Below are 13,845 nucleotides of genomic sequence, written 5' to 3'. Positions count from 1 at the left end.
AGCCTCCTGCATCTTTTCCATAATTATTAATATTAATCAAAAAACTTTTTCCAAAAGTTTTTTAACTTTTCCCCCGTGGAATCTGTAGATCTAGACTTTGATACTGAGGCTCTAGCACTGGAATCAACAACCTCTGGCTCTTCTTTCGGGGGGAAAGACCGCTCCGGCTGAGATACCGTCTTCTTTATAACTGCACGAGCTAACAAATCTAAGTCCGTCAAGTTCTGAGCATATGATACCAAACCTAAGCTTTCAGTAAAAGCAGGATGACGCAGTCCCATTTGATTTGGAATAAAGGTTTTAACTTTTACACCCATAATTTTTTGGGTTAAAGTTTCAATTCCGCTTAGTTCGGCCAAACCTCCGGTTAGAACAATCCCTCCCGGCAAATCCAGCGCCTTAACCGCTACTAATTGTTTTTCCAAACGACTCAGGATTTGTTGTAATCGGGCTTCAATAATTGCCGCTAAATATTTACTGGAAATCATCTGTGGTTGATCTTGCCCAACAGTTGTCACTGGAAATTTTTCCGCATCTGAACCCGACCGGGCTTCGGCTTTACCATAATAGCGTTGCAGTTTATCTGCATTCTGCAAACTGGTGTTCAGAACGACTGAAATATCATGGGTTACCAAATTTCCTCCTTCAGCATCGACGGTCGTAAATTTAAGCTTATGATCATGAATAACTGTCGCTGTCGTTTGTCCCCCACCGAAATCAATGAGCACGGAACCAAAATTCTGTTCCCCTGAATCTAAAGCCAATTGAGCTCCCGCTAAGGGCATTAAGACTTCGTAAGCGCTATTCAAACCGGCTTGTCGAACCGCTCGTAAACAATTGTGGACGATTGATTGAGGGAGAGAATATAAGATACCACTAAATTCTAAGCGAGAGCCGATCATTCCCCGAGGATCCTTGACATTCTTAAAACCATCGACGCTGAAACTATTAGGTATCAAAGCTACATACTCTTGCTCGGGAGGAAGGGTCTGTTTCAGAGAGGCTGCTAAAACTTTTCGAACATCAGTATCATCAATTTCTTTTGTCTGATCACTTAGAGCAATCATCCCTTGACAGGCAAAAATCTGGAGTCCATTGACGGGTAATCCCACAATTACATCATGGATTTCAGTATTTGATTGAGAAGCAGCTTTCTTGACCGCTTGCTTAATAGCCCCAGCTGCTTTATCTAGGTCAACGATTACACCTCGGTTCATCCCTTGAGCATAAGCGCTTCCTACTCCAATCACATTAACTTGATCAGATGTCGCACTAGCGACAACCACTTTCATCGCCGTTGTTCCAATATCTAAACTCACGATGATTTTCGTATCATCCATTCAAAGAATCCTCCTACAACCTCACATTAACGAGCTTTTAATCGTTTCATAGTCATTATAAATAATCAAGCCAAAACATTGAAGCAAAAACGAATAATTATTTACTTTGAATACGAATATGCACCTAATTCTAAGTTAATAGTCCCTTTTTGCGACATTAAACTCGCAATTCGAGGATAATAGCGTAACTTAGCCTTCAAAGTTCGTCGATCACCAATTACTCGATTACCATCATTCATATATAAAATCAAACGATATGGATGTGATTTTGGATTAGGATCTCCGTGAATTTCCGAAATATCATTCCTCATTTTACTCGGCAGTGATAAATAAAGTTCCACAAGATGGGCAATGGAAGTTTTGGGACCCAAATCCTGATAAACCGGATAACTATCAATCGGTTGTTTTAATTTATTCGGAATTATTTTTTTGTTTTCTAAAATACGATAATAGTTATTATCTTTTAATAAAAAGCCGACCGTTCGATGTTCTTGGACCGAAATTTGCAGATCATTAAAATTACGGTAATGGTAATCAATCGTCTTCACAAGGGGAATTTTCTGCTTAATTTTCCGCCTGATTTGTGACTTTCGCAGTAAAGTATCCAAGACTAGAGAATGATGATTAATTTGGGAGGCGTCGATAATTTCTTGCGCCCCTAAGTAATTCACGCCTGACACAGTAATGGTCTGAACATGACCCCAAGGAGAGAGCAAATAGCTAACCACTAAAATAATCACTGTCAACAGAATAATCAAACCATCTTTCAATGAAAATGAAGACAGCTTTTTGAAAAAAGGACGACCGGAATTTCCCGGTCGTCGTGGTGGCGTTGAGTTCTTATATTCATTTCCAGCCATATCGACGATCACTGCTGATTTTTTGTGAAACATGTCATCACTTCACTTTACTAATTAACTCGGTTAAAACTTTGATGAGCCGGTCACTGGCATCCACTACTCCCATTTGCCGGGAGTTAGACTGCAGTTGAGTCAACAAGGATTGGTCACGGACCGTCTGGTCGATTAAATTGAATAACTTCGTAGGCGTTAATTCAGCTTCCGTAATTAATAAAGCGGCTTTTTCTTGAACTAAAGACTCAGCATTTTTCATTTGATGATTATGAGTCACATAAGGACTGGGGATAAAAATTGCTGGAATCCCTAAGGCGGTTAACTCTGCAATCGAAGTTGCCCCACTGCGTCCCACAATCAGAGTAATATCTGGAAGAATCGTCGGCATATCTTCCAAATAAGGAATAACCTGAACATTTTCTGGAATCGTTATTGCTGCTAGTTGTTGTTCGATTTCTTGATAATGAACTTGTCCAGTTACAAATAAAACTTGGTAAGGACATTTTTGAAAACGTGGTAAAATTGCTTGAACCGTCTGGTTAATTGGGGCTGCACCTCTACTTCCACCGAAAATTAAAACAGTTGGCTTTCCAGCCTCCAGATTAAAGTCTTGCAGACGTTGATTCGGTTGGAGATCAGCAACTTCTTGAGCTCGAGGATTCCCAGTAAAAACTAATTTTTTTTGTTCTTTAAATTGCGCCTTAACTTCCGGAAATACATAAGCAATCTTATCCACAAAACGACCCAAAAATTTATTGGTGACTCCCGCGACTGAATTTTGTTCATGAATCACTGTCGGAACTTTTTTCAGATGGGCTGCAAAAACCATCGCTCCACAGACATAGCCACCGGTTCCCACAACTACGTCGGGTTTAAATTCCTGTACAATTTTCTTTGCGGTATAGACGCTTTGCAAAAATAGACGAATTGTCTTGACGTTATCCCAAGTCAGACGTCGTTTAAATCCTTGGACTTTAATGGCTTGGAACTTGATTCCTTCTCGGGCTACAATTCGCTGTTCTAGACCTTCTGCGGTTCCGACATATAAAACTTCTTCAACTAAATTCCGCTCTTGGAGACGCTTAATTAAAGCTAGGGCCGGATAAATATGCCCTCCTGTACCGCCACCTGATACAATTATTCTCATCTCAATCTCCTAACTTGTTGACTGCTTCAATAAAGCAGTCACCCCGTTGTTCAAAGGTCTTAAATTGATCCCAACTGGCTGCAGCAGGTGAAAATAACAAAACGTCGCCTGGATTGCTTAATTTCCAAGCTACTGGTACGGCCTCATCTAAGGTTTTCACTAGCTTAACCTGATCAATTCCAGCAGCCTGGGCAGCTTCTGCCATCAAATGCTTAGTTTGACCATATAGAACAAGAGCATGAACGTTCTTCAATAGAGGAACTAAACTTTCAAAGGTGAAGCCCCGATCTAAACCTCCGGCAATGAGAACCGTTGGCTGAGCAAAAGTCTGCAAGGCAACAGTTGTAGCTTCAATATTGGTTGCCTTAGAGTCATTATAAATCTTCCGTTGATTAAGGGTCTTCACGTATTGAATCCGATGTTTTACTCCCCGAAAAGTCGTAAACACCTGACGTATATCTTGATTGGATTTGCCTGATAGTTTAGCCACCGCAATCGCAGCGAGATAATTTTCAATATTATGGTCACCCGGTAAAACTAAATCGGCAACGTCAATAATTTTTTCTCTCCGAAAATATAAAGCTGCTCCTTCTTGATAAGCACCTTCATGAGTCACGCCGGTCCTGGAAAATGGTACTACTTGAGCGGCACTTTGTTGACTTAAAGTTCGCCATTCTTCCTGATCAAAATTGACTACAAAATAGTCATCTGCAGTCTGATTTTCCGTAATTCTCATCTTAGCTTTAACATAGTTAGCCCGAGTTTTGTGATAGTCCAAGTGAGCTTCATAAATATTAGTGAGAACAGCAATCTTAGGCTTCAATTTGGTAATTCCTAAAAGTTGGAAACTAGACATTTCCACTACAATATCATCAGTAGCTTGAGCCTGGGTAACCACTTGAGAAACCGGAATTCCAATATTTCCGGCCTTATAAGCTCGCCCTTGGCGCCGATTTTGATCTAAAACCAATTGGACTAAAGTCGTCGTCGTTGTTTTGCCATTGCTTCCCGTAACGCAGATAAAAGGCGCTTGGGAAACTTCGTAAGCCAGTTCAGGCTCTGTAATTATTGGGACTTGAGCCTTTAGAGCTGCTTGCACCATGACATTTTCATAATTAATCCCCGGATTTTTAACAACCAGATCAAATCCTTCTTTCAGTAATTGGGGTTGGTGCTGTCCGGAAATAACCCGAATACCCAAATCTTCTAATTGTAAAGCATCAGAATTCTTACTTAAGTCCTGTAAATCATTAACTATAATCTGGGCCCCAAGTTGATGTAATAATAAAGCTGCGTTAAATCCACTCTTAGCAAGACCTAAAAGCAAAACTTTTTTATTTTGATAATCTTTAATTAACTTCATCGAATGGTCCCTACCTTTTCTCTAGAATATTAACAAATAACTTCCAGCAGCCACTAAACCGACTAACCAAAAAACTAGCACGATCTTCCATTCAGACCAGCCCAAAAGTTCAAAATGATGATGAATAGGTGACATTTTAAAAACCCGGTGCCCGGTCGTTTTAAAAACGGCTACTTGAATTATGACGCTCAAAGTTTCCAAAACAAAGATAATTCCAACCCAGAGCAGAGACCAAGGACGTTGCAAAATCAAAGCCACAGCAGCTAAACCACCGCCTAAAGCTAGAGATCCCACATCACCCATAAAAACTTTAGCCGGCTTATGATTGAAAATCATGAAAGCTAATAAGCTGCCAACTACGGCTAAACAAACTAAGGCAATTGCTACTTGCTCTTGTTCTAATGCAATCCAAGCATAAGTCCCATAGGCAATAATACTTAGACCCCCACAAAGTCCATCTAAACCATCTGTTAGATTAACCGCATTGGAAAAGCCCACCAGCCAAAAAATAGCGAAGAGAATAAATAACCAACTCGCAGAAAAAACCCAATCACCAATTTCTAAACGAATGGGTAATTGTTCATAATTATAGGCCCAAAGAAAAACGGCAGCGAAAATTAATTGGAGGCTCGCTTTTTGCCAAGCCCGTAAACCTAAATTACGATGATATTTCAACTTCAAAAAGTCATCAGCAAAGCCGACTCCACCAAAAAGAAAGATCATCAAACTAATTAATCCCGCTGGTAAAAAGTTTTCTGGATCCATCAGTAAAAAAATACTACTAATCAGCAGACTAATAGGAAGAAAAACTATTCCTCCCATGGTTGGAGTCCCTGACTTATATTCCTGCCACTTAGGACCTTCTTCGAGAATTTGTTGTCCTTCTTGCCTTTGATGCATGAATTGAATAAAGATTGGCAATAATGCCCAAACCATTCCTCCAGTAATGAGGACCGACAAACATAACTTCAACGCTTCCATTTTTCCACCCTATGACTAATTTATTCTAATTTAATCTGAATCTTTTTCACCGAATTCAAGACTGCACCTGCAGCGATGCTTTGACGTACAGCGTAACCATGACCAACAAATTCGACCTTCTTTCCCGTCAAATAGGCTAGTTTCAAAAGATCATTTCTCGACCAACCTTTAACGTCCGGCATAGTCATTACTCCATTCGTCAAGACGACCACTCGCTGACCGGCAATTACTTTGGATTTTGTTGTAGGCAATTGCTGAACAATTGTCTGTCCGGTTCCAATAACCCCAACGTTAAGACCTTGATGCGCTAATTGATCTTGGACTGACTTATAACTTTGCCCTGTAACATCGGCCATCTGCAATGTTTGCTTCGATGAAGTTTCATCTTTTATTGTACCGGTTCCTAGGAGTCGTTGCATCATTGGATTAAAAACTTCTGCCAAAATTTTTTCTGGAGCCTTGGTCATTTTTTGCGGCCGTGCCATCGTAATATAGACCAAGTACTGCGGATCCTTGGCTGGAGCTAAACCAGCAACAGAGTAGGTGTAATTATTATTTCCTGTCAAATAACCACCAACTTTACTGGCAATTTGCGCTGTCCCTGTCTTAACAGCAATATCTTGACCTTCGATCTTGTAAGCTCCACCAGTTCCGTAATCCTTTTGCACAACATCGCGCATCGCTTGGATAACGGCTTTAACGGTTGATTTTTTCACTGGTCGATCGACCTCATGAACAGGAAATTTACGAATTTTTCCAGTATTAGGATTAACGATTTTGGTAACCAATCTCGGTTGCATCATCATTCCTTGATTTCCAAAAGCTCCGATGGCTTGAACCATTTGCATTCCGGTAACTGCGATACTTTGTCCAAAAGAAGTAATCGCTTGATCTGACCGATGTTGAAAATTAAGATTTCCGCTAACTTCTCCAGGTAATAAAATCCCTGTTGGTTGCGTGATTCGGAATTTTTTAAGGTAGCGCAGCCAAGTATCAGCCCCCATTGTTTGTTCTAGGTAAACCATGCCCACGTTACTAGAACGAGGAAAGGCTTGACTCAGAGGAATATAACCCCAGCCACTTGTATTCCAATCACGAACTTGCCGATCATCAACGGTCACCGAACCGGAACGATAATATTTTTGTGGATTATAGTTATGCGAATCAATTGCTGCGGCCAAAGTCATGATTTTCATTACCGATCCCGGTTCAAAACTATTCTGAACATTCAAGTCTGACCAAGATTTATCCAATCCCACTTTATCATTCGGATTAAAAGTCGGTCTTTGCGTTAAGGCTAAAATATTTCCCGTTTTAGGATTGGTAATGATAGCTTGCATTGCTTGGGGTTGGTAACGTGAACTCACTTGGTTCATCAATTGCTCTAAGTAATATTGGTAATTAGGATCCAAAGTTGTATAAATATTATTTCCTTGTTGAGGAAGTTTAACTTGCGGATGAGTACTAGGCAAAGTATAACCCTGCGGATCAATACTGCGAACTTCTAGCCCGCTTTTCCCCTGTAACTGTTGGTCAAAGTATTGTTCTAAACCCATCGTTCCAGTTAAAGTGTGCCTCTTACCATCACTACTTAATTGCGCCAGACCAATCGTATTCGAAGCAAAGGTCCCATTGGGATAAGAGCGAGCTTGAGTTGAATAAAAATAAATTCCCGTTAAATGTTGGGCCTCAATTTCTTTTTTAACTTTTAAAGTAATATTGCGTCCAGCACTACCAAACTCGACTTGAAAAGCCTTCTTATTCGTTGGATTAAGTATTTTAAGAATTTGCGCGGGACTTAAAGAAATGTAACGGCTTAAGATACGAGCAGTTTTCACCTTATCAGTCACGTATAAAGGTTTATTTTGCGACGAAACATATTCATGATTTAAAACTGCATAAATTTGATAGGACTTATCACTATAGGCAATTTTAGAACCATCATTGGCATAAATTCCGCCTCGTTGGGCCGGTAAAATGGTTTCATGACGATATTTGGTTTGCGTTCTTTGAGTTAAATTAACCTGACCAACGTGCCCACCAACGGCAATATAGACAAATCTTCCAATACAAATCATAAAAAATAAGGCGATTATTATCCAGAAGAATCCGCCCACGATTCTCCGGTCACGCCTTGATCTTTTTATAATATAATGTTTTTTATTTTTAAAAGAGGATTTCATTTAGAAATATTCCTTATCCGATCAGCATTTAGTTTTAAATGATGCTGCTGTGCGATATCTGCCAAACGACTGGAACTTGTTAATTCACCAATTTCTTGCCGCAAATTACTATTTTTACTTTTGCTAGTTTGTACAGCTGCCGTAATATCCTGCAATCGATGTTGCTGCTGGGAACCTAAGGTTCGAATTCCGACTAAAGTTAACATCAAAACCAGCGTTACAATTCCCAATCCCAAAACAGCCATTTTTTCTCCAAAAGAAAACGGAACGGCTCGTTGATTGGCATCAATAACTTGCTTAATATTATTATGGCTGGTGGCCTTTGGTTCAGAGTCTACCTGCGGTTTTCTAGCTGTATTATCTAACATAATGTGCTTCCCCTAACACTAATGTAATTTTTGAGCCACCCGCAAATGAGCGCTATGGGCACGGTGATTTTCAGCCAACTCTGTGGCATCTGGCAAAATTGGCTTTTTGGTAATTAATTTTAACTCCGGTTGTAAATCGGGTGGGATAATCGGCAAATCTCTTGGTACATTAACTTGAGCATGCTGCCGAAAAATTTGTTTCACAAGACGATCTTCTAAAGATTGGAAACTAATAACGCTGATAATTCCCGCGGGTTTTAAAAGGTTAATTGCTTGTTCCAAAGACTGTTCCAAGGCCCCCAATTCATCATTAACAGCAATTCGTAAAGCCTGAAAGACCTTCTTAGCTGGATTTCCTCCGTGTCGTCGAGCTGGAGCCGGAATGGCCTCTTTAATTAAATCCACTAATTGGGAAGTCGTCACAATCGGAGCTTGTCCACGCTGTTTAATGATTAAGCGGGCAATTACTTTGGAAAACTTCTCATCCCCATACCGGAAAAAGATTCGCACTAGTTCCCCATAAGACCAAGTATTAACAATTTGGTAAGCATCCAAGCTTTGAGTTTGATCCATTCGCATATCTAGGCGTGCTTCATAGCGATAACTGAAGCCCCGAGCTGGATCATCAAATTGTGGTGAAGAAACTCCTAAATCATAAACAATCCCATCAATCGCGGTGATTTGACGTTGAACTAATTCCTCTTGTAAGTCTTCAAAATTAGCGGAGATTAGTTCTAATTGATTTTGCCCCTGCCTTTGAACATCTTCCAAGAGTTCTTGTCCAGCCATGATTGCTTCTTGGTCGCGATCAAACGCGAAAACCTTTAATTGTTGCCCTTGATTTAATAAATAACGGGTATGTCCTCCCCGGCCAAAGGTGGCATCGACATAAACTCCGTGATCGTGAACTTGTAAAGCATCGACCGTCGGTGCCAGTAGTACTGTTTGATGTTGATACATGAACTTTAGCTTCCTATCTATTCTATAAGTTAAAGTCTCCTAAATCTTGTAATTCTTCTGAAATTTGTTCAAAATTAACGGCAATTTCTTGATTCATCTGAGACCATTTTGTAGTATTCCAAATCTCAATCCTTGTTCCTACTCCGGCGACCACGCACTGATCAGTCAACTGTGCATAGTCAACTAAAGCAGCAGTTAGATTTACCCGCCCCTGTTTATCAAATTGACATTCGACAGCAGCGGCATAAAAAAAACGAATAAATAGCCGCGCAGAACGTTGAGTTAGGGGCAACTGTTGCAATTTATCTTCCAAAAGTTGCCACTGAGTTCGGGGATAGCCAAAAAGACAGCCATCCATCCCCCTAGTTAAAACAAAATCGGCTCCTAATTGTTGCCGAAACTTAGCAGGGATAATTAGTCGTCCTTTAGAATCAATGGTGTGATGAAACTCTCCCATAAACATCTAATCACCTCGAACACACTATGAATATTACCACAAGCCACCACATATCACCACTATTTACCCTAATCCCCACCAGAATAATCCGAGAAAATTATTTGCTTTTTTGCTTTTTTTTCGATAGGATACGAACTGTTAAGAAGTCCGGAAAAGTAAAGTTCAGGTGGTTAATTTGAAAAAGAAAAAAAGTTTATTTGTTCGTATTACCCAAACTTTCGTTTGGTTAATGATTATTGTTACAATTGCGGGAGTTATTTTTCAAGCCGTTGTTGCTTTCTTATAAGATATTTAAAAACGATCCAGAAAGTAATCTTTCTGAATCGTTTTTTATTTGGAGTCTGCAAATTATTCGGTAATATCTTCACCAAACCACTTCTTACTAATCTGTTTTAATTTTCCCGTATCTTTCAATTGTTTTAAGACCTGATTTACTTGCTTTAATAATTCTGGTCTTTTTTTGCTGACTCCCACCGCAAAATCTTCTCGAGCAAAAGGAGTTTCTAAAACTTGATACTGATCGGTTAATTTAGCTTTTTCTAGATAATACTCCGCAAAAACACGGTCAATTACAAAACCCTCGATTCGATTTGACCGCAAATCCATCATGCCATCTTGAATGTTATCATACTGAACCGGAGTTTTATTCTTGATAAAATTTTTTAAAAGCTGGGGTTTTTCCGTGACATCAAAGTAACCCGTAGAAGCTGATTGAACTCCAACCACGCGATTGCGCAATTGTTGAATTTGCGTGATCTTGTTTCTCTTAGCAACCACCATTACCTGCTCATTTTTTAAATAAGCCCGGGAGAAATTAACCTGTTGAACTCGAGCTGGAGTTTTTGTATAACCATTCCAAATCAGATCAATCGTCCCATTCTTCAATTCTGTTTCTTTCATGGACCAATCAATGGTTTGAAATTTAATTTTTCGATGCATCAATTTTCCTGCGGCCTTAGCGGCATCAACATCAAAACCGGTTAGTTGACCGGCCTTAGTTTGGAAACCCATTGGTACAAAAGAATCATCAACGCCGATGATTAATGGTTGTTCCTTGGTTGTTACTTGGGCTCGACCATGTTGACAAGCTCCCAAAGTCAGGCTTAAAACTAATAAGAGAATGATTTTCCACCAACGCTTCATCATTGACCTCCCAAAGTAAAAATCTGATTGGAGATCCGCTTAGCAAATTCAGCATCGTGAGTAACGACCAGTTGCGTCATTCCTGAAGCCTGGAATTGTTCTAAAAGGTCCGCCACTTGCCACTTACTGGCAGCATCCAAAGCACTAGTTGGCTCGTCATAACATAAGACTTGGGGCTTCAAGATTAAAGCTCGCGCAATGGCGACTCGCTGTTTTTGTCCGCCAGATAACTGAAACGGATACTTATCTTTTTGTTCCAATAATTGCAATGATGTTAATAACTTTTCAGCTGCTTCTTGAGCTTCTGTGGTACTTTTCTTTTGAACCTGTACTGCAGCTAAAGTAATATTTTGGAGAACATTTAAGTGCGGAAAAAGACGAAAGTCTTGAAAAACTGCTCCCACTTGGTTTTGACTGTGATCCAAAGGATTAAAAGCCGCCCCTCGAAGAAAGAACTCCCCTTGATCAACATCTTCCAGACCTAAAATGGTGCGTAATAAAGTGGTTTTTCCAACTCCACTGGGACCAACGATCGAGAGAATGGCTTGGGGTTGAATTGCTAAGTTGACATTTTTAAAAATTAAATTTTTTCCAAAAGACTTACTAATTCGGCGTAATTCTAAGGTTGGTTGCTGGCTGGCTTTATTCATAGTAGGAGAACCTCCGTTCAATTTTGTTTTGAATATAAGTTAAAACTCCGGTCATTATCAGATAGATAACCCCTACTAAAACTAACGGTAGTAAAGTTACATCTCTAGCTGTAGCTACATTACCGGCCCGTAATAAATCACCAATCCCAATGACATAAACTAACGAAGAATCTTTAACTAAATTGATAATTTCATTTCCAATGGACGGTAAAACAATTTTTAAGACTTGTGGCAAAACAATGAAACGGAAGGTCTGCCAGCGGTTAAAACCTAGTAAGGTTGCTGCTTCCCGTTGATTTTGACTGACAGCCTGCAAGCCTCCCCGGAAAATTTCTGCAAAGTAGGCGGCATAGTTCAAAATAAAGGCAATACTTGCTGCCGTGAATCGTTCAAAAACAAGACCGACAATTGGCAAACCATAAAAAACAAAAATTAGTTGTAATAATAACGGTGTCCCGCGCATTAACCAAACATAAAAAGATAATACTGCTCGAACAACTTTAAAACGACTACGTAAGCCGCTGGCAAAAAGAATTCCTAAAGGCACCGAAACCACCAAGGTAATCACAAAAAGTAACAGAGTGATTTTAGTTCCTGACAATAATGATGGTAAAATTTCGCTAACATACTTCATATACTTTCCTCACTATACAAAAAAACTCCTTGAGTAAAAATACTCAAGGAGACAAATTAGAATTGTGGTCCCACCCCTAAATTATGATAAGCTCGCGCTTATCATCTCAGGCAGTTATAAACTGCAGTGATAACGGTAGATACCGATGGATTTAACCATAAAGCTCACGAGTGTGTTCTGTACTTCGCAATAACTGTTCACAGCTACCACAGTCTCTCTGAATTGCCGAAAATACATCTGTCTCGTTCAACGCTTAATTTAATATTCTTAATGATGAAACAAACGGTGCCAAAAACCACTTTTTTCAGAATTCTCAGAAGTATCTAATTCAATTTCATTTAAAGGAATCTTTTCTCCCAGAATTCTGCGTGCTAGATTAGAATACCCTACGGCCGCAGGACTATTGTTGTCTAAAGTAACGATTGATTGTCCTTGATTAGCAGCGGCAATCACTTCGTCTTCATCTACTATAACACCGATTAAAGGAGCCGACAAGCGATTTACGATATCTTTAATTTTAATTGAAGTTCCCTTTTGCATCATGCTCACCCGAACCCGGTTAATAACTAAATGTAAGCCATACTGTAAATTAGAATTTTCTAAAATTCCGACGACTCGATCGGCATCACCCACTGCAACGGATTCGGGAGTAGTTACAATAATTGCACTATCAGCCACGGCTACCGCCGCCATAAATCCGGTCTCAATTCCAGCTGGGCAATCAACAATGACCAAATCAAAGTTCTCTTTGAGATCATTGATAATTTGTTTTAGTCCCGTCACCTGCAATTTACTCTGGGTGGCATTTTGAGCTGCCGCTAAAAAAAATAAATTTCCATCCATCTCAGGATATTTAACTAACGCCTGGAATAAATCGGCTCGTCCTTCTAAAACATCGACTACATCGTAAATGACCCGATTACTCAAGCCCAACATGGCATCCAAATTTCTTAATCCCAGATCTAGATCAACTACACAGACGCGTTTATCATTTTGGGCTAGAGCAATGCCTAGATTGGCAGTCGTTGTAGTTTTACCGACGCCCCCTTTTCCCGAAGTAATGACAATTGAGGTCCCCATGAGCTTCTCCTTTCAATCTAAGATAATTCCTGGTTCTGATTTAATAAGGGCTAAATGGTCCATCGTATCTTGCACTAGGGTGTGCAAATCATTGATATAGAAAAGTGAATTATTACTCAAATGCTCCCTATCTAAATCCGCCACAATGGAAATAACATCACTAATTCGAACCTGACTAGCCTGACAGATATTGCCAATGATCACTGCATCACTGTGGTCCGGAAAACCGGCTTGCAAAATTCCTTCAACTTGACCTGCAATATAAATATTTCCGGTAGTCCGAATTTGAGCACTTTGATGGACCGTTCCTAATAAGAGAAGGTCTCCTTGATAATCTCGAACTTGACCTGAGCGAATAACCTTAGTTTCAATATTTAACTTCTGATTAGCTAAATAAGTTTCAACTTGTTGACGATCTAAAACGGAACTCTTAATCTTGGGTGGAGCAAACAAATTAAACTTCGCCAATAGGGTTATTAATTGCTCCTGCTGGCTAGAAGTTAACAAACGTCTTTGCGAATCAACCGTAATTTGGGGTTGCTCTTGATTCCCCGTTCCAGCCGTCAATTTTAACTTAACTAATAACTGCTGGAGATCCTGCAAAATTTGTTTAAAATCACTATCGGAATTTAATTCCAAATAATATTGTTTCCCCTTACCCTTTAAGACTACCCGTTTCACATTT

Annotated in this window: 15 protein-coding genes; 1 reads left to right on the top strand and 14 read right to left on the bottom strand. The window is 39.7% G+C overall.

What is annotated here, in order from left to right:
• Window positions 1-32: 32 nt before the first annotated feature.
• From ftsA to mraZ, 9 genes are all read right to left on the bottom strand, one after another.
• Entirely contained in the window at window positions 33-1,340 is a 1,308-nt protein-coding gene (ftsA, locus tag HU830_RS00445; protein ID WP_176941850.1) for a cell division protein FtsA, read from the bottom strand.
• A 101-nt stretch (window positions 1,341-1,441) separates the two neighbouring features.
• On the bottom strand, window positions 1,442-2,233 hold the full coding sequence (locus HU830_RS00440; RefSeq protein ID WP_176941849.1) for a cell division protein FtsQ/DivIB: 792 nt from the start codon (window positions 2,231-2,233) through the stop codon (window positions 1,442-1,444).
• A 4-nt stretch (window positions 2,234-2,237) separates the two neighbouring features.
• Entirely contained in the window at window positions 2,238-3,341 is a 1,104-nt protein-coding gene (gene murG, locus HU830_RS00435) for an undecaprenyldiphospho-muramoylpentapeptide beta-N-acetylglucosaminyltransferase (RefSeq protein ID WP_176941848.1), read from the bottom strand.
• A 1-nt stretch (window position 3,342) separates the two neighbouring features.
• On the bottom strand, window positions 3,343-4,704 hold the full coding sequence (gene murD, locus HU830_RS00430) for a UDP-N-acetylmuramoyl-L-alanine--D-glutamate ligase (protein WP_176941847.1): 1,362 nt from the start codon (window positions 4,702-4,704) through the stop codon (window positions 3,343-3,345).
• Window positions 4,705-4,725: 21 nt separating this feature from the next.
• A complete protein-coding gene (gene mraY / locus HU830_RS00425; protein WP_228765707.1) occupies window positions 4,726-5,640 on the bottom strand; it encodes a phospho-N-acetylmuramoyl-pentapeptide-transferase in 915 nt (304 codons plus the stop codon).
• Window positions 5,641-5,705: 65 nt separating this feature from the next.
• On the bottom strand, window positions 5,706-7,868 hold the full coding sequence (locus tag HU830_RS00420) for a penicillin-binding protein (RefSeq protein WP_176941845.1): 2,163 nt from the start codon (window positions 7,866-7,868) through the stop codon (window positions 5,706-5,708).
• On the bottom strand, window positions 7,865-8,236 hold the full coding sequence (gene ftsL / locus HU830_RS00415) for a cell division protein FtsL (protein WP_176941844.1): 372 nt from the start codon (window positions 8,234-8,236) through the stop codon (window positions 7,865-7,867). Before ftsL ends, HU830_RS00420 begins: the two co-directional genes overlap by 4 nt.
• 18 nt (window positions 8,237-8,254) lie before the next feature.
• Entirely contained in the window at window positions 8,255-9,196 is a 942-nt protein-coding gene (rsmH, locus tag HU830_RS00410; RefSeq protein ID WP_176941843.1) for a 16S rRNA (cytosine(1402)-N(4))-methyltransferase RsmH, read from the bottom strand.
• Window positions 9,197-9,218: 22 nt separating this feature from the next.
• A complete protein-coding gene (mraZ, locus tag HU830_RS00405; RefSeq protein WP_176941842.1) occupies window positions 9,219-9,659 on the bottom strand; it encodes a division/cell wall cluster transcriptional repressor MraZ in 441 nt (146 codons plus the stop codon).
• Window positions 9,660-9,828: 169 nt separating this feature from the next.
• Between mraZ and HU830_RS00400 the strand changes: the two genes are divergently transcribed.
• Window positions 9,829-9,939 carry a DUF4044 domain-containing protein gene (locus tag HU830_RS00400; protein WP_176941841.1) on the top strand — a complete coding sequence of 37 codons (111 nt, stop codon included), beginning with the start codon at window positions 9,829-9,831 and terminating at the stop codon, window positions 9,937-9,939.
• Between the two features lie 62 nt (window positions 9,940-10,001).
• Here HU830_RS00400 and HU830_RS00395 read toward each other — a convergent pair whose 3' ends face one another.
• From HU830_RS00395 to HU830_RS00375, 5 genes are all read right to left on the bottom strand, one after another.
• Window positions 10,002-10,796: an amino acid ABC transporter substrate-binding protein gene (locus HU830_RS00395; protein ID WP_176941840.1), complete on the bottom strand. Its 795-nt coding sequence runs from the start codon at window positions 10,794-10,796 to the stop codon at window positions 10,002-10,004.
• Window positions 10,796-11,446, bottom strand: a complete 651-nt coding sequence (locus tag HU830_RS00390; protein ID WP_176941839.1) for an amino acid ABC transporter ATP-binding protein — start codon at window positions 11,444-11,446, stop codon at window positions 10,796-10,798. Before HU830_RS00390 ends, HU830_RS00395 begins: the two co-directional genes overlap by 1 nt.
• Window positions 11,439-12,080, bottom strand: a complete 642-nt coding sequence (locus tag HU830_RS00385; RefSeq protein ID WP_176941838.1) for an amino acid ABC transporter permease — start codon at window positions 12,078-12,080, stop codon at window positions 11,439-11,441. The genes HU830_RS00390 and HU830_RS00385 overlap by 8 nt, the downstream gene beginning before the upstream one ends.
• Before the next feature lie 267 nt (window positions 12,081-12,347).
• Window positions 12,348-13,160, bottom strand: a complete 813-nt coding sequence (gene minD, locus HU830_RS00380; RefSeq protein WP_176941837.1) for a septum site-determining protein MinD — start codon at window positions 13,158-13,160, stop codon at window positions 12,348-12,350.
• A 12-nt stretch (window positions 13,161-13,172) separates the two neighbouring features.
• Window positions 13,173-13,841 carry a septum site-determining protein MinC gene (locus tag HU830_RS00375; protein ID WP_176941836.1) on the bottom strand — a complete coding sequence of 223 codons (669 nt, stop codon included), beginning with the start codon at window positions 13,839-13,841 and terminating at the stop codon, window positions 13,173-13,175.
• Window positions 13,842-13,845 lie beyond the last annotated feature (4 nt).

Origin of the sequence: Bombilactobacillus apium, from assembly GCF_013385145.1 — a bacterium.
Classification (GTDB): domain Bacteria; phylum Bacillota; class Bacilli; order Lactobacillales; family Lactobacillaceae; genus Bombilactobacillus; species Bombilactobacillus apium.
Note: the sequence above shows the minus strand (reverse complement) of the source record. Positions and strands in the feature narration are given on the sequence as shown.